This window comes from Leclercia adecarboxylata (genome assembly GCF_023639785.1).
GTDB classification, from domain to species: domain Bacteria; phylum Pseudomonadota; class Gammaproteobacteria; order Enterobacterales; family Enterobacteriaceae; genus Enterobacter; species Enterobacter adecarboxylatus_D.
Genome location: NZ_CP098325.1, coordinates 98,285 through 114,054, shown reverse-complemented (window position 1 = coordinate 114,054; position 15,770 = coordinate 98,285). Strand labels below are relative to the sequence as shown.

Annotated in this window: 16 protein-coding genes; 11 read left to right on the top strand and 5 right to left on the bottom strand. The window is 56.6% G+C overall.

Annotated features, from left to right (window positions below; genetic code table 11):
* From rfaF to NB069_RS00545, 4 genes are read left to right on the top strand one after another with little or no spacing between them, the layout of a single operon-like run.
* Positions 1 to 1,047 carry an ADP-heptose--LPS heptosyltransferase RfaF gene (rfaF, locus tag NB069_RS00560; protein WP_250586904.1) on the top strand — a complete coding sequence of 349 codons (1,047 nt, stop codon included), beginning with the start codon at positions 1 to 3 and terminating at the stop codon, positions 1,045 to 1,047.
* A gap of 3 nt (positions 1,048 to 1,050) precedes the next feature.
* Positions 1,051 to 2,034 (top strand): lipopolysaccharide heptosyltransferase RfaC, encoded by a 984-nt coding sequence (gene rfaC, locus NB069_RS00555; protein ID WP_250586902.1) that lies wholly within the window; start codon positions 1,051 to 1,053, stop codon positions 2,032 to 2,034.
* Positions 2,027 to 3,130 (top strand): putative lipopolysaccharide heptosyltransferase III, encoded by a 1,104-nt coding sequence (gene rfaQ, locus NB069_RS00550; protein ID WP_250586900.1) that lies wholly within the window; start codon positions 2,027 to 2,029, stop codon positions 3,128 to 3,130. Before rfaC ends, rfaQ begins: the two co-directional genes overlap by 8 nt.
* Positions 3,127 to 4,236: a glycosyltransferase family 4 protein gene (locus tag NB069_RS00545; RefSeq protein ID WP_250586898.1), complete on the top strand. Its 1,110-nt coding sequence runs from the start codon at positions 3,127 to 3,129 to the stop codon at positions 4,234 to 4,236. Before rfaQ ends, NB069_RS00545 begins: the two co-directional genes overlap by 4 nt.
* Here the strand turns inward: NB069_RS00545 and NB069_RS00540 are convergent.
* A complete protein-coding gene (locus NB069_RS00540) occupies positions 4,215 to 5,318 on the bottom strand; it encodes a glycosyltransferase family 4 protein (protein ID WP_250586896.1) in 1,104 nt (367 codons plus the stop codon). The two genes, NB069_RS00545 and NB069_RS00540, sit on opposite strands and share 22 nt — an antisense overlap.
* Before the next feature lie 255 nt (positions 5,319 to 5,573).
* On the opposite strand from NB069_RS00540, the gene NB069_RS00535 reads away from it, so the two are divergent.
* The 7 genes from NB069_RS00535 (at position 5,574) to coaD (ending at position 13,368) form a co-directional block, all read left to right on the top strand.
* Positions 5,574 to 6,944 (top strand): O-antigen ligase family protein, encoded by a 1,371-nt coding sequence (locus tag NB069_RS00535; protein WP_350223400.1) that lies wholly within the window; start codon positions 5,574 to 5,576, stop codon positions 6,942 to 6,944.
* A 126-nt stretch (positions 6,945 to 7,070) separates the two neighbouring features.
* The gene (locus NB069_RS00530) at positions 7,071 to 8,054 is read left to right on the top strand and encodes a glycosyltransferase (protein WP_250586892.1); all 984 of its coding nucleotides are present in this window, start codon (positions 7,071 to 7,073) and stop codon (positions 8,052 to 8,054) included.
* An 8-nt stretch (positions 8,055 to 8,062) separates the two neighbouring features.
* The gene (locus tag NB069_RS00525; protein WP_250586890.1) at positions 8,063 to 9,034 is read left to right on the top strand and encodes a glycosyltransferase; all 972 of its coding nucleotides are present in this window, start codon (positions 8,063 to 8,065) and stop codon (positions 9,032 to 9,034) included.
* Positions 9,035 to 9,051: 17 nt separating this feature from the next.
* Complete coding sequence (locus tag NB069_RS00520; protein ID WP_250586888.1) at positions 9,052 to 10,686, top strand: sulfatase-like hydrolase/transferase; 1,635 nt, start codon at positions 9,052 to 9,054, stop codon at positions 10,684 to 10,686.
* A gap of 154 nt (positions 10,687 to 10,840) precedes the next feature.
* On the top strand, positions 10,841 to 12,115 hold the full coding sequence (gene waaA / locus NB069_RS00515) for a lipid IV(A) 3-deoxy-D-manno-octulosonic acid transferase (protein WP_250586886.1): 1,275 nt from the start codon (positions 10,841 to 10,843) through the stop codon (positions 12,113 to 12,115).
* Positions 12,115 to 12,885, top strand: a complete 771-nt coding sequence (locus NB069_RS00510; protein ID WP_250586884.1) for a glycosyltransferase family 2 protein — start codon at positions 12,115 to 12,117, stop codon at positions 12,883 to 12,885. The genes waaA and NB069_RS00510 overlap by 1 nt, the downstream gene beginning before the upstream one ends.
* 3 nt (positions 12,886 to 12,888) lie before the next feature.
* On the top strand, positions 12,889 to 13,368 hold the full coding sequence (gene coaD, locus NB069_RS00505) for a pantetheine-phosphate adenylyltransferase (protein WP_250586882.1): 480 nt from the start codon (positions 12,889 to 12,891) through the stop codon (positions 13,366 to 13,368).
* Positions 13,369 to 13,409: 41 nt separating this feature from the next.
* Here the strand turns inward: coaD and mutM are convergent, their stop codons facing one another.
* The 4 genes from mutM to radC all read right to left on the bottom strand — a co-directional run bounded on the left by mutM (position 13,410) and on the right by radC (position 15,600).
* Positions 13,410 to 14,219: a bifunctional DNA-formamidopyrimidine glycosylase/DNA-(apurinic or apyrimidinic site) lyase gene (gene mutM, locus NB069_RS00500; protein ID WP_250586880.1), complete on the bottom strand. Its 810-nt coding sequence runs from the start codon at positions 14,217 to 14,219 to the stop codon at positions 13,410 to 13,412.
* 72 nt (positions 14,220 to 14,291) lie between these two features.
* Positions 14,292 to 14,459: a 50S ribosomal protein L33 gene (gene rpmG / locus NB069_RS00495; RefSeq protein ID WP_002436700.1), complete on the bottom strand. Its 168-nt coding sequence runs from the start codon at positions 14,457 to 14,459 to the stop codon at positions 14,292 to 14,294.
* 22 nt (positions 14,460 to 14,481) lie between these two features.
* Complete coding sequence (rpmB, locus tag NB069_RS00490) at positions 14,482 to 14,718, bottom strand: 50S ribosomal protein L28 (protein ID WP_002436699.1); 237 nt, start codon at positions 14,716 to 14,718, stop codon at positions 14,482 to 14,484.
* 216 nt (positions 14,719 to 14,934) lie between these two features.
* Positions 14,935 to 15,600, bottom strand: coding sequence for a RadC family protein (radC, locus tag NB069_RS00485; RefSeq protein ID WP_250586878.1), 666 nt, complete (start codon positions 15,598 to 15,600; stop codon positions 14,935 to 14,937).
* Between the last annotated feature and the right edge of the window lie 170 nt (positions 15,601 to 15,770).

Below are 15,770 nucleotides of genomic sequence, written 5' to 3'. Positions count from 1 at the left end.
ATGAAAATTTTGGTGGTAGGCCCGTCATGGGTGGGCGACATGATGATGTCGCAAAGTCTCTATCGCACGCTCAAGGCGCGCTATCCCCAGGCGATAATTGACGTGATGGCGCCCGCGTGGTGCCGTCCGCTTTTATCGCGGATGCCGGAAGTGAACGAAGCGATCCCGATGCCGCTTGGCCACGGGGCGCTGGAAATCGGCGAACGCCGCAAGCTCGGCTACAGCCTGCGCGACAAGCGCTACGACCGTGCCTATGTTCTGCCTAACTCCTTTAAATCTGCGCTGGTTCCCTTCTTTGCAGGCATACCACACCGCACCGGCTGGCGCGGCGAGATGCGCTACGGCCTGCTCAATGACGCCCGGGTGCTGGATAAAGAGGCCTGGCCGCTGATGGTGGAGCGCTACGTAGCGCTGGCTTATGACAAAGGGGTGATGCGCAGCGCGAAAGACCTGCCCCAGCCGCTGCTGTGGCCGCAGCTTCAGGTCAATGAGGGTGAAAAATCCCAGACCTGCAACACCTTTGGCCTGCTGGCCGACCGCCCGATGATTGGCTTCTGCCCTGGCGCAGAGTTTGGCCCGGCGAAGCGCTGGCCGCACTATCACTATGCCGAGCTGGCAAAGCAGTTGATCGACGAAGGCTACCAGATTGTCCTGTTCGGCTCGGCGAAAGATCACGAGGCGGGCAACGAAATCCTCGCTGCGCTGAGCATCGAGCAGCAGGCCTGGTGCCGTAATCTGGCCGGGGAGACCCAGCTGGAGCAGGCAGTGATTCTGCTGGCCGCCTGTAAGGCGGTGGTGACCAACGACTCTGGCCTGATGCACGTTGCCGCGGCGCTGAACCGTCCGCTGGTGGCCCTGTACGGCCCGAGCAGCCCGGACTTCACGCCGCCGCTGTCCAATAAGGCGCGCGTCATTCGTCTGATCACCGGCTACCACAAAGTCCGTAAAGGTGATGCCGCCGAAGGCTATCACCAGAGCCTGATCGACATCACCCCGCAGCGTGTCCTCGACGAGCTTAACGAGCTGCTGTTGAGCGAAGAAGGATAACGGATGCGGGTATTGATCGTTAAAACCTCCTCCATGGGCGATGTGCTCCACACCCTGCCCTCGCTCACTGACGCCATGCAGGCTATACCGGGCATCCGTTTTGACTGGGTGGTGGAAGAAGGCTTCGCGCAGATCCCCACCTGGCACGAAGCGGTAGACCGCGTGATCCCGGTGGCTATCCGCCGCTGGCGTAAAGCCTGGTTCTCTGCCCCGATTAAGGCCGAGCGTAAGGCCTTTCGCGAGGCGGTGCAGGCGCAGCGTTATGACGCCATTATCGACGCCCAGGGGCTGGTAAAAAGCGCGGCGCTGGTCACCCGGCTGGCGCATGGCGTGAAGCACGGCATGGACTGGCAAAGTGCCCGCGAACCGCTGGCCAGCCTGTTCTACAACTGCCGTCACGCCATCGCGAAACAGCAGCACGCGGTGGAACGCACCCGGGAGCTGTTCGCTAAAAGCCTGGGCTATACCAAACCCGAGATTCAGGGCGATTACGCGATTTCGCAGCATTTCCTGCACGATGCAAAATCAGGCGCGCCGTATCTCATCTTCCTGCACGCCACCACCCGGGATGATAAACACTGGCCGGAAGCGCACTGGCGCGAACTGATCGGCCTGCTGGGCAATGCGGGTCTGCGCATCAAGCTGCCGTGGGGCGCGCCGCACGAAGAGGCGCGAGCGAAGCGCCTGGCAGAAGGGTTTGAATACGTGGACGTGCTGCCCCGCATGAAGCTGGACGGCGTAGCGCAGGCGCTGGCGGGGGCAACGGCAGTGGTGTCGGTCGACACCGGTCTCAGCCACCTGACGGCGGCGCTGGATCGTCCTAATATTACGCTTTACGGCCCGACGGATCCGGGGCTGATTGGCGGCTACGGCAAAAATCAATATATCTGCCGCCCGGAACATTCATCGCAGCTGAGCGACCTTTCCGCCACTGCGGTATTTGCGCAATTAGAGCCTTTGCTGGCAGCAGAGAGAGCCTATGTCTGATTTTTTCTCAGCGGAGCGCCCACCGAAGCGCGTGCTGATCGTGAAGCTGCGCCACCACGGTGACGTTCTGCTGACCTCGCCGGTCTTTACGGTGTTAAAAACTAACTATCCCAACGTCGAAGTGGATGCCCTGGTGTATGACGACACCCAGGCGATGCTCACCAGCCATCCGTTTATCGACCAGGTGCATACCATCGGACGTAACTGGCGTAAAAAAGGCTGGTTCGCGCAGTTCCGGCTGTACCGTGCGTTACTGAACACCCTGAAAGCACGTCACTACGACGTGCTGATCAACCTGACCGAACACTGGCACGGCGCCCGTCTGGCACGTCGTCTGAAGCCGCGCGTCTCCGTCGGCTTTAAGCCTGATAAGCGTGGTGGGCTGGCGCGTCGCCGCTGGGTGAAATCTTTTACCACGCTTTATCCGGCGATCCAGGATAACAGCCGCCATATGGTGGAAGTGAATCTGGATGCGCTGCGGCGGATCGGGATTCATCCCCAGACCGATGCCGATAAACACACCCTGTTTGTGCCGGGCGACGCGGCAGAAGCGTCGATTGCAGAGAAACTGGCCGGATTTGGCCTGAGCAGCGGCTCTTATATTCTGGTCCACCCCACGTCGCGCTGGATGTTTAAGGCATGGGATATCAACAAGCTGGCGGCGACCATCGATACGCTGGCGGCCCGCGGCCTGCCGATCATCCTCTCTGCCGCGCCGTCAAAAGAAGAGACTGCCTATATGGATGAGCTGCGCGCGGCCCTCACCCAGCCGGTGTTTGATTTAAGCGGCCAGTTGAATCTGAAAGAGCTGGGCGCGCTGATGAAGCATGCGCGGATCTACTTCGGCGTCGACTCCATGCCGATGCACCTCGCCAGCGCCGTGGGCACCCCGACCGTCGCCATCTTCGGCCCGACCGGGGCGATCAAATGGGCGCCCTGGGGGGTGAACTACCGCGTTATTACCGCCGGATTTACCTGTCAGCCCTGCGGTAAAGCGGGCTGCGGCGACAGCGGCGTCTCCGACTGTATTACGGCCATTACCCCGCAAATGGTACTGAGCGCCATTGATACCCTGCTGCTGGAAAACCCGGCATGAAGCTGGCTATCGTCCGACAGACCTACAACCCCAACGGCGGTGCGGAGCGCTTCGTCTCCCGCGCGTTGAACGTGCTGGCGCAGGATACGGCGCTGGACGTGACGCTCATCGCCCGTCAGTGGGAAGATGCCGCAGGCTGGAAAACGCTGACCGTTAATCCCGCCTTCCGTAACCGTCTCGACCGCGAATCGGGTTTTGCCGACGCGGCGGCGGCGCAGTTCGCACAGTTCGATATTGTGCAGAGCCACGAGCGCATTCCGGGGGCAACCCTCTTCCGGGCCGGTGATGGCGTACACGCCACCTGGCTTGAGCAGTACAACCGTATTCAGTCGCCGCTGGCGCGCTGGGCGCAATCCCTCAGCCGCTATCATCGTTATATTTTGCAGGCGGAAGCGCAGATGTTTACTCACCCTGCGCTGCGCAACGTGATCTGCAACTCGAAGATGGTGCGGGACGATATTGCCCGCCGCTTTGGCCTGACGGATGACAAGCTGACGGTGATCTACAACGGTGTGGACACAGCCCACTTCAGCCCGGATGTGCGCACACAATCTCTGCGTGATGCACTGGGTATCCCACAGAATGCGCCGGTGCTGGCCTATGTCGGCTCCGGCTTCAGCCGTAAAGGGGTGGCGACAGCGCTGCGGGCCATTGTGCCTCATCCTGAGGTCTGGCTGCTGGTTGCCGGGCGTGACAAACACGCCCGCAAATTTGAAAAGCTGGCGCAGTCGCTTGGCGTGGCATCCCGGGTGCGTTTTCTGGGGCCGGTTGCTGACGTGCGCCAGGTCTACGGGAGCGCCGACGCGCTGATCCTGCCGACGCTTTACGATCCCTTTCCGAACGTCTGTGTCGAAGCCCTGGCCTGCGGCCTGCCGCTGCTCACCAGCCATGGCTGCGGTGCGGCAGAGTGGATTGAAGAGGGGGTAAACGGCTGGGTGCGCGACGCGCTCGACAGCGACGGTTATCAGCAGATAATCGGACTCTGGCTTGAAGGACGCAGACAGGGCACAGATTACTCAGCAGCAGCACGCGCTACTGCTGAGCCTTACACCCTGGAGCGGATGGCGAAAGAGCTGCAGGCGCTCTATCGTGAACTGCTACGCTGAGCCGCGGTGGAGAAGACTTTTTCCATCGCCTCAAGCATGCATTCCCGGGTGAAATGGCTGCACAGGTAATCGTATCCCTGCTGCGCCAGCGTTTCGCGCAGCAACGCGTCCTCATACAGCTTCACAATCGCTTCGCGCAGTGCCGCCTCGTCGCGCTGCGCAATCAACATCCCGGTCTGGCCGTTAATCACCGCATCTGCCGTGCCGCCTGCGTCGGTGGCTATGGTCGCGATCCGCGAGGCCAGTGATTGCAGTACCCCCTGCGGAACGCCTTCCATATCATGCGAAGGGCTGAGCGCGATATCAAACGCCGGGAACCAGCGCTCAGGATCGCTGCGGTGCCCCGCCATTACCACGCGCGCCTGTAATCCCAGCGCCAGGATCTCCTGCTCAAGCGTCGCTTTATGCGGCCCTTCACCGACAATCGCCAGTTTGATGTGCGGATTATCAATGGCGGCGAGAGCGCGTAACAGCACGCTATGGCCTTTGTTAGGGCGCAAATGCGACACCACTCCCAGCCAGAAATCCTCCTGCGACAGGCCACAGTGTGCCTGGGCCTGTCGCTTATCCGCCGGATGAAAACGCCGGGTATCCACCCCGCTGGGCACCGACGTGCTCTGGGCCATCGGCACGCCGATATCCGCCATCTGCTGGCGCAGCGCCTCTCCGGTGGTCACGATGTGGGCGCAGGCTTTGCGAAACAGCCAGCGGGTGGTCCAGTTATTGCGCGGCACGCCGGAAGCATGACGGGTACGCACCAGCGGTACCGGATTTGCGAGGGTGAGATTGGCCAGCGCCACCAGCCAGGTATCGGCTGAATTGTGACTGTTTATGACATCAACCGACTGGCGGTTCTCTTTCAGCCAGCTGCGCAGCTGCTGCAGGTTCTGGAGATTCTTACGTCTTAACGGCATGGTGACCACCGTTAACCCGGCATCCTGCGCCAGGGCGTGCAGCGGCGCACTCTCCGGGCAAAGTATGGTTACCTGATGGCCGCGCTGAATCATCCCAAGGGATTCATTAATGATGCGTAACGGCTGGCCGCCCTTACCCCCGTCTGCTTCAGTGTGAACAATATGCATACTTTTCCTGATTATTGTGCAATAGCTGGCATAACAACAAATTATAACCGTTACGGCCCCGGTAATACATAAACTCCCGGTTCCGTAAGGCGCGATAGGGATTATTCTTGCTTACAAACATTGTCCTTCTGTAGGTCAGGTATTTGTGATAGTTTTCTTTGGCTTTTTATTTCCCACTGAAAAACCGTGGAAATCGCTCACTGCACTGTTAATTAGCCGGTCAAGAGCCGAGAATCCTTAACCAGCCCAAAATATATGACAAATACTCGTAACATTCTGACAGCTCTGTTAGTCCTTGCTGTACTGGCTTTATGTTTTGTCTGGCCTATTCCCAACGATCAGCTACCGTTTCACCGCAATGGGTTGATTTACCCCATTATTGCTGTCGCCCTTGGCCTGTTTTTTAGTAAAAGCACTACCAGACAACGGCTGGATTTAAGCAAAATTAAGTTCGTTCTTATTGTGGTATGGGCGTTAACTTTCTTTATTCTGATTAATGGTTTTTTTGTCGCGCCAGACATAAAAGAAATGGTTTCTGCCTGGAGTGGCCAGTGGTTACGTCCGGTATTACTGTTCTGCGCAGGCCTGATACTATTACCGGCGATCCAAAGAACATACCCTTCCGTAACTGCCGCACGCTACTTTACGCTGGTGATCCTCTTCTTCTGGGGCGTGGTCTGCGTTCATTTGCTGGACACTGTCTGGCTCTACTGGCGCGACGGCTATATTCACTGGGGTGAAACGCGGATTGTTTATAACCGCACCCGCATGAGTTTCCAGGTCAACATGATCACCGGCTTTATCCTTGCGGAATTGCTGGCGCGCGGTCTGCTCAAACAACGCTTCCTGCGGCTGAATACTCCTTTTCTGGCGCTGATATTGTTGAGCAACCTGGTCTGTACCGCACTGGTGGATACCCGCTGGGGCACTATTGGTCTGGTCGGCAGCCTGTTCTCTACCTTTATCCTGCTGAGCCTGCACAGCATGCGCCGTAGCCGTGTTATCGTCACCGGTGGCATTCTGGTTGGTCTTATTATTGCTTCTGCGCTGCTCGGTTATGCCTCATGGAAAACTGACCCGCGCTGGCAAACCCTTGAAAGTGATGCTATTGCTGGCTGGAATGCTCCTTTTACAAGCTTTTGCTATAACAAAACAGACGGTGCAGTACCGGTTAACAGTCTGGGTGTACCTATGAATCATTCCAATGGCTGTCGGGCCAGCTTTTTCCACCAGGGCTGGATGTTAATTGCCGAACACCCGGCAGGGGTAGGGGCCAAAAAAGAGGCGTTCCGCTATGTGCTGCGCCGGGATACCCAGGATAACCGGATTAACATTCCCCATAGCCACTACGGCCTGATTGAATTTGGTATTCAGAACGGTGTTATTGGCATCGCTGGCTGGCTGATTCTGCTGGTTGGCTGCTGGTACATCGGCTGGCGGGAGTTCCGTCGCGGCAACATGATGGTAGGGATGTTCCTGCTGCTGTTTACCGTCGGCTTCTTCTGCCGAACCATGGTCGATCACAACCTCAAAGATCACTATCTTGAGCAATATATGTTCCTGACCGGCCTGCTGGTGGGCATGTGCGCGCTACGCCCTGCCCCGACCAAAAAGTTAACATCCTGACGAATCCGTCCGCGCCTGAAGGGTTTAACACCCTGGCGCGGAACGCTTTAGCCTGTTGACTGTCGAAATGCCGTTGAATGTAATGGTTATACCCTTTTAATTGCTGCGTATTTTTACGGAGAAAGCATGTCTGAAACGCCTCAATTAAGCCTCATCGTTGCCGTTTATAATGGCGAAAAATTCCTGAGCGCTTTTTTTGACAGCATTAAACAGCAGAATTTATCGCGTCTGGAACTCATTATTGTTAATGACGGCTCGACGGATCGCTCAGCTGAAATTATTTCCCGCTATGCCGACGAATTTACGCATTTTAAGGTCATTGACCAGCCTAATGGCGGCGTATCGGCCGCTCGCAATACCGGCCTTGCCGTGGCTACAGGGGAATACGTTGCGTTCCCGGATATTGATGATGTTATTTACCCTGGCATGTATTCGCGCCTGCTGGAGATCGCCTTTGCGGGCCAGCTGGATGTTGCGACCTGCAACGGCACCTATATTTATGACGATGGCCGTCCGTCGAAAAAGATTTTCCCTTCCGACAAACTGGCCTCAACGGGCGTACTGGACGGCCCCGAATGGCTGCAGATGGCGCTGGCCTCACGCAAATTCCTGCATGTCACCTGGCTGAATATTTACCGCCACGCCTTTATCAAAGCGCAGGGTTTTACCTTCGAGCATGGCCTGCGCCATCAGGATATTCCCTGGACTACCGAAGTGCTGCTTACCGCGAAACGCGTTCAGTATATTGACGAAGTTTATTACGACTATCTTATCCACTCTGCCTCGGTATCCCATACGCCTGGCACCGACGACACGCGTATGCGTTCGTCACGCCACTATATGAAGATCCTCGAAATGCTGGACGCGATTAATAAACGCTACCCGGAACAGGTGAAGCGTGTCCCGGCCTGTCAGTGGCAAATCGCCAAAGAGGGTCTGGGTATTTTGCACAGCATTAACAACATCGAAGACAGCGCGAAAAAACGTGAAATCACCCAGGAACTGTTCGATCGCGGCATCTGGTCGATGATCTGGCAAAACGCGCGTGGTGTGCGTCAGCGCTGGCGCCTGGGGCGTCGTTACTTCCGTCTTAAGAAAATCATCGGCTAACGGACATTATGAGCAAACTTAAATTACACGCAGTCTCCCGCGCTGATTTCATCGCTAAAAACTATGCAGATTTTCAGACGCTGCTGGATAACCGCGTAAACCCCGACACCATTCCGGAGCGTTTTTACTGCGGCGGGCGCGGCGGCTGGACGTTCCAGACAACCCTGGCGCTGAAGCACTATTACGGTGACGACATTGAGTGTTCTTTTGGATCAGAGTGTCGCCCGGATGCCATCAACCTGATGCATAACGATGATTTTGGCTCGCGCGTCAAACCCTGGCGTGGCGTGACCGTCGTTGCGCGTGCCGATCGCCCACCGGTGATTGGTGCTGACGTGGTGGTGGATCAGAACCCTGAAGCTGGCAACCGCAGCAACGGCGTTTTTGTACCCTACTGGCCGCAGCCGGGGGTGAAACCGCGTGAACGTACCGATGAAACCATCAAAACCGTCGCCTTTTTTGGCCGTGTGGACAGCTTCCCGGAAGCGTTTCGCAGCGAAGCCTTTAAGCAGCGTCTGGCGGAGCAAGGTATCGACCTGCGTATCTCCTTCGATAACTGGACCCACTATCAGGACGTCGACGTCTGTATCAGTTTCCGTAAGTCACATGATCACAAGCTGGCCCGCAAACCAGCCAGCAAGTTGATTAACAACTGGCTCGGCAAAACGGTGATGATCTGCGACGACGAACCTTCTTACCGCGCTATTCGTGAAAGCGAGCTCGATTACCTGATCGCCAAAACGCCTGATGAAGCCTTCGAGGCCATTATGCGGTTGAAAAACCACCCTGAACTGTATCGTCAGATGCGTGAGCAGGGCGACAAGCGTCTGCAGGTCTATTCCCGCGAAGCTGTCGCCGCGCGCTGGTTCAGCCTGTTTGAAGATATCTGGCGTAAAGGGCTGCATAAACGCCCTACCCTGGTTCGTGCACTGCGTTTTGGGTTTGGTAAAGCCATTCGCCCACTGACTAAAAAGTTCTGAGCTACTTGAGTCCGTTTATGTTTAAAGCATCCTCACGGTCGTCATTGACGCCACGCCGCAATATTCTGCGTACCCTGATGTTAACCCTGGTATTCCTGGGGCTGTTTTCACTGTGTGAAATCATCATTCTGCTGAAAGACCATGTATATCAGCCGAAATCCAGCGACATGTCGCTGTATCTGATTATCTCCCTGCTGGCGGCTGTCAGCGCCCGCTACTTCCTGACCCGGCTGCTGCTGGCGGTCACCTTTATCGTGCAGGTATCGGAAGCGGTCTATTATCAGTTCTACGGCCAGTTTTACGGCCCAAGCGAAGTATGGCTGGTCTTTGTCGAAACCAAAGATATCGCCAGCGGCATTACGGACAGTTTGGGATCGCTTGGGATCTACTTTGCCATCATGGCCGTCGCGGTGATCTTCGCGTTGGTCTTTACCCGCCGCCTTGCACCGCAATGGCATAAGTGGGTGGCAATGCCGTGCCTGCTGGCTATTGTGGTGATGTTTGTCGGTCAATTCTATAAAGCCATTGACGGGCAGATGTATAAATTCAACCCGGATCTGCGCCACTCTCTGCTGCGTAACGGCCTATCGGCCATGAGCTTCAGCGCTATTCGCCTGATCCCGGAAGCTCTTTCCGGTGAAAACCAGAGCGTCACGCACTATGAACCGTATAAGGTCACGCCGATAGAGGGCAGCCAGGCCGGGAAATATTCCATCATCCTGGCGATCGGTGAGAGCCTGAACCCGCATCATGTCAGCGCGCTGGGCTATGAACGCGACACCACGCCGGAGCTGAAAGCGCTGATGCAGCAGTATCAGGGTACCGGCCGTCTGATCGTGTCTAATGCCGTCTCGACCCGCGTGGCGATCCCGATGCTGGTGAACAACCTGCGCGAGCCAGACAATTACGCCGCCTATAAATCGAAATCGACCAACCTCTTCAATAATGCCAAAAAGCAGGGCTACCAGACGGCGTTTATCTCCGCCCAGGGTCTGGAAGGGCTAAGCAACTGGATTGGGATCCACGATATCGACCTGTGGGAAGATACGCAGATCCGCCCGGCACCGGACGTGGGTGCCGATGTGGTGTTGACCCCTTCGGTTGAGCAGGCGAAACTGGACTGGAGCAAACCGTTCCTGATGGTGCTGAACAGCCGTGCACCGCACATCCCTTACGAGCGCAATATCCCGCAGGGCTTTGCCAAATTCTCTACCCCACGCCTGAGCGATGACGTGGCGCAGAAGAAGAACGAATACGATGATGCCGTGCGCCTGTACGACAAAGAGCTGGCTTCGGCGATCCGTACCGCGATGGCGAAATCCAGATTACCGGTCCTGGTCTTTATCACCTCGGATCATGGCGAACGCGTGGGCGATGGCGGTCTGTTTGGTCACTCCATCGTCGAGATGCCCATTGCCCAGGTGCCATTCCTCTACTTCAGTAACGATCCGGCGTATGCGATGAGCGCTATCAGCCCGCAAGTCCCGCTCAACCATTACCAGATGGCGACGCTGATCAACAAGATGCTGGGATATGAGGTCACTAACCCAAATCAGAAAGACGACAGCTACTACATCACCGGGGGTGATATTCGGGGGCTGTCAGAGCGCGTCACCTATCACCTCAACGAACTGCCGGAAGCGGAACGTTAAGCAGAAATAATCAAACGGGCAGCTAATGCCCGTTTTTTTATCTGTGAACGCACGTAACGCAGGCAAATGGCTGAGCAAAAGCGCCAAAGGGATAGCTTTAAACGGTCTAAATGCTTAGAATTTGCCCGCCGAAACTGAAAAAACGGATAATCGCTTGGAATTGTTGTATACCGCTCTGCTCTATATTATTCAGCCACTGGTGTGGCTACGACTGCTGCTGCGTAGCCGTAAAGCGCCTGCCTACCGTAAACGCTGGGCTGAACGCTATGGTTATTGCCGCAATAAAGTTGCGCCGGACGGTATCCTGCTCCACTCCGTTTCGGTAGGTGAAACGCTGGCCGCTATTCCGCTGGTCCGCGCCCTGCGCCACCGCTACCCGTCGCTGCCGATCACCGTCACCACCATGACGCCAACCGGGTCCGAGCGCGCCATGTCCGCCTTTGGCAAAGACGTGCACCACGTCTATCTGCCGTATGATTTACCCTGTGCCATGAACCGTTTCCTTAACACCGTGCGCCCTAAGCTGGTGATCGTGATGGAAACTGAGCTGTGGCCGAACATGATTTCTGCCCTGCACGCCCGAAAAATTCCACTGGTGGTCGCCAACGCCCGTCTGTCGGAGCGCTCCGCGAAGGGGTACGGCAAGCTGGGTAGCTTTATGCGCCGCCTGCTGAGCAAAATCACCCTGATTGCGGCGCAAAATGAAGAAGATGGCGCACGATTCCTGTCGCTGGGCCTGAAGCGTAACCAGCTTGCGGTCACTGGCAGCCTGAAGTTTGATATTTCTGTTACGCCCGAACTGGCTGCCCGGGCAGTTACCCTGCGTCGTCAGTGGGCGCCGCGCCGCAAAGTGTGGATTGCCACCAGCACCCACGACGGCGAAGAAGAGATTATTCTGCAGGCGCATCGTCAGCTTCTGGAAACCTTCCCGGATCTGCTGTTAATTCTGGTACCACGTCATCCTGAGCGGTTTAAAGACGCCCGCGAGATGGTGCAGAAGGGCGGGTTCAGTTTCACCATGCGCAGCAGCGGTGAAATCCCGTCTGCCAGCACCCAGGTGGTGATTGGCGATACCATGGGTGAGCTGATGCTGCTGTACGGCATTGCCGACCTGGCCTTTGTTGGCGGTAGCCTCGTCGAGCGTGGCGGGCATAACCCGCTGGAGCCCGCAGCCCACGCCATACCTGTGCTGATGGGGCCGCATACTTTCAACTTCAAAGATATCTGCGCCAAACTGCAGCAGGCTGACGGGCTGATTACGGTCACCGACGCGAACTCTATCGTAAAAGAAGTATCGACTCTGCTGACCGACGAAGATTATCGTCTGTGGTATGGCCGCCACGCCGTTGAAGTGCTGCATCAGAACCAGGGGGCGCTGACCCGTCTGCTGCAACTTCTGCAGCCTTACCTGCCCGTGCGGAGCCATTGATGTCCGCGCGTCTTTCGGTGGTCATGATCGCCAAAAACGCCGCCGATCTGCTGCCGGATTGCCTCGCCTCCGTGGCATGGGCCGATGAAATTGTCCTGCTCGATTCCGGCAGTACCGACGACACCATTAACGTCGCCCGCGCGGCCGGCGTTAAGGTCCATGTTAATACCGACTGGCAGGGTTATGGCATTCAGCGCCAGCGGGCGCAGCAGTTCGCCACCGGCGATTATGTCCTGATGATCGATACTGACGAGCGCGTCACGCCTGAACTTCAACAGGCTATCCAGCACGTGCTGGCTGCCCCTCAGCCTGACGCCGTCTACAGCATCGCCCGGCGGAACTATTTTCTCGGTCGCTTTATGCGCCACAGCGGCTGGTATCCCGATCGCGTGGTGCGCCTTTATTCGCGAACGCGTTATCAGTACAACGATAATCAGGTTCATGAATCCCTGGCCTGCGATGGCGCGCGCCTTGTGACCCTCGACGGCGATCTGCTGCATCTCACCTGCCGTGATTTCGCCAGCTTCCAGCGCAAACAGCTTAATTACGCCACGGCATGGGCCCGGGAGCGTCACCAGCGCGGCAAGAGAACCTCACTGGCGGGAATTTTCAGCCACACCGCAGGGGCGTTTCTGAAGACGCTGGTGCTGCGCGGTGGCGTGCTGGACGGTAAGCAGGGGTGGTTACTGGCGGTGGTTAACGCCCAGTATACTTTTAATAAATACACCGAGCTGTGGGCGCTGAACCGCGGCTACTCAGAGAAAGCGTGAGCCATGAGCACAAAAGCGATTTATCCGGGTACCTTCGATCCCATCACCAACGGCCATATTGATATCGTCACTCGTGCCGCCAGCATGTTTGATACGGTGATTCTGGCGATTGCCGCCAGCCCCAGCAAAAAACCGCTGTTTGACCTCGAGGAGCGGGTTGCGCTGGCGAAAGCCGCAACGGCACATCTGCCCAATGTGGACGTGGTGGGCTTTAGCGATCTGATGGCAAATTTTGCCCGCGCTCAGCAGGCCAATATCTTAATTCGTGGGCTGCGCGCGGTGGCCGACTTTGAATACGAGATGCAGCTGGCGCACATGAACCGCCATCTGATGCCCGAGCTGGAAAGCGTCTTCCTGATGCCATCCAAAGAGTGGTCGTTTATCTCCTCTTCCCTGGTGAAAGAGGTGGCGCGCCACGCGGGTGATGTTACCCATTTCCTGCCTGCCAACGTTCATCAGGCGTTGATGGAAAAGCTGAAATAACGCTTTTTGCCCGGTGGCGCTGCGCTTACCGGGCTTCCGCATCACTTCTGACATTGACGGCAATAGAACGTGGCGCGCTGGGCGTGCTTCGTGGCCACAATCGGCGTACCACAGACCCGGCACGGCTCATCTTTACGGCCATATACCTGCAGCTCCTGGGCAAAGTAGCCCGGCTTGCCGTCACTTTGCAGGAAGTCCTTCAGGGTGGTGCCGCCCTGCTCAATCGAACGCAACAGCACCGCTTTAATCACCCTGACCAGCAGTTCGCACTCTTGGGCAGACAGCGAAGAGGCTAACCGATCGGGATGGATCCCGGCAGCAAACAGCGATTCGCTGGCGTAGATGTTACCCACGCCGACCACCAGCTTGTTATCCATCAGCCAGGGTTTAATGGCGGTTTTCTTCTTCGCACACTTCGCCTTCAGGTACTCGGTATTAAACGCGTCTGAGAGCGGCTCCGGCCCCAGGTGCGCCAGCACGTTATGCCCTTCAAGCTCCTTCGTCCACAGCCAGGCACCGAAGCGACGCGGATCGGTATAGCGCAGCACTTTCCCGTTGCTCATCACCAGATCGACGTGGTCATGCTTTTCAGCAGGCAGCTCTTCGCTGAGGATGCGCAGGCTTCCGGACATCCCCAGATGGATGATAATCCAGCCGTCAGGCAGCTCCAGCAGCAGGTATTTTGCGCGGCGCTGCACGCTGAGAACGGGCTTATCGCTGAGCGCGTGGATCTCATCAGAAACCGGCCAGCGGAGACGGCCGTTGCGGACAACAGCATGAAGAATGGTCGCCCCCACCAGGTGAGGCTCAATGCCACGGCGGCTGGTCTCTACCTCAGGTAATTCAGGCATGGTTACTCCGTTGAGATGCAGAATGCAAAAAACCCCGCAGATGCGGGGTTTTTCAATACAAAGATTCTAAAATTATTTAATTTTAGCTTCTTTGTACACTACGTGCTGGCGTACAACTGGATCGAATTTTTTCAGTTCCAGTTTTTCCGGCTTAGTACGTTTGTTCTTCGTGGTGGTGTAGAAGTGACCTGTACCAGCAGAAGAAACCAGCTTGATTTTCTCGCGAATACCTTTAGCCATGATTTATTTCCTCTTTAAGTACTTAGTACTTTTCGCCACGGGCACGCAGTTCGGACAGAACTGTATCGATGCCTTTCTTATCAATTACACGCATACCTTTAGCAGATACACGCAGGGTGACAAAACGCTTCTCGCTCTCAACCCAGAAACGGTGAGAGTGCAGGTTCGGCAGGAAACGGCGTTTAGTCGCGTTCAGTGCGTGGGAACGGTTGTTACCGGTCACCGGACGCTTGCCAGTAACTTGGCAGACTCGGGACATGTCTATTCTCCAAAAATCAAATTAGCTCGAGCTTCGTATGGGGTATCGGCGCCTCGTCAGGCTTTACAGCCCAGTCATCGCAGTTCTAAGTGAACCATCGATTGCCAGGCCCAATTGCCAAACCCGAGATTCTCAAAGGTGGCGTAGTATACGCTGACTCGAGGATGTGCTCAAGTCCCGAACAGACAAAGATCCCGATGGATCGCGAGAAATGGCTTAAATCCACCCACGTTCGGCAAACGAAACGTACTCTCCGCGGCCAATGACCAGATGATCAAGAACACGAATGTCCATGAATTGACAGCATTTAATGATGCGTGCGGTCACGTCTCTGTCGGCTTTGCTCGGTTCGGCGCGCCCTGAGGGGTGATTATGCGCGAGGATCACGCCCGCGGCATTCACTTTTATCGCTTCGCGCACAATTTCCCGTGGATGCACCTCAACATGGCTCAGGGTACCCGAAAATAAGCGGCTGTGGCTCAGCACCCGATTTTGGTTATCGAGGAAGATAACCATAAAGATCTCGCGCTCCTCTTCCGCCAGCTGGCTTCGCACAAACTCCCGTGTCATCTGCGGGTCTTTCAGCGGATTGATGCCCCGTATCCCCGAGCAGTAATAGCGTCGGGCAAGCTCAGCAATGCCTTTCAGCTGGGCGAACGTCGCCAGGCCAATCCCCTCGACCCGCCTGAAATCCTTCATCTCTGCGGATAACAAGCCATGCAGAGAGCCGAAATGCTGCAGCAGATCTCTGGCAAGGGCAAACACATTTTTACTCCGCGTCCCGGTCCGCAGGAACAGCGCCAGCAGCTCTTCGTCTGTCAGCAGCGGTGCACCATCGCGCAGCATTTTTTCCCGCGGCAACAGCGGGGATAACGTCTCCATACTCTCTCCTCTTCCATAAGCACGCTATGCTGCCACAGGCCCCGGCGCCTCACGACGGCAGATTTCGCGTCTTGCGTAACGCCTCGCAAAGTGGCGGATGGACAACATCACGATGCTTTTCGGATTGTGATAAAATGCCCGCCTCTCAGGTGAACCCAACAGGAAAGAAT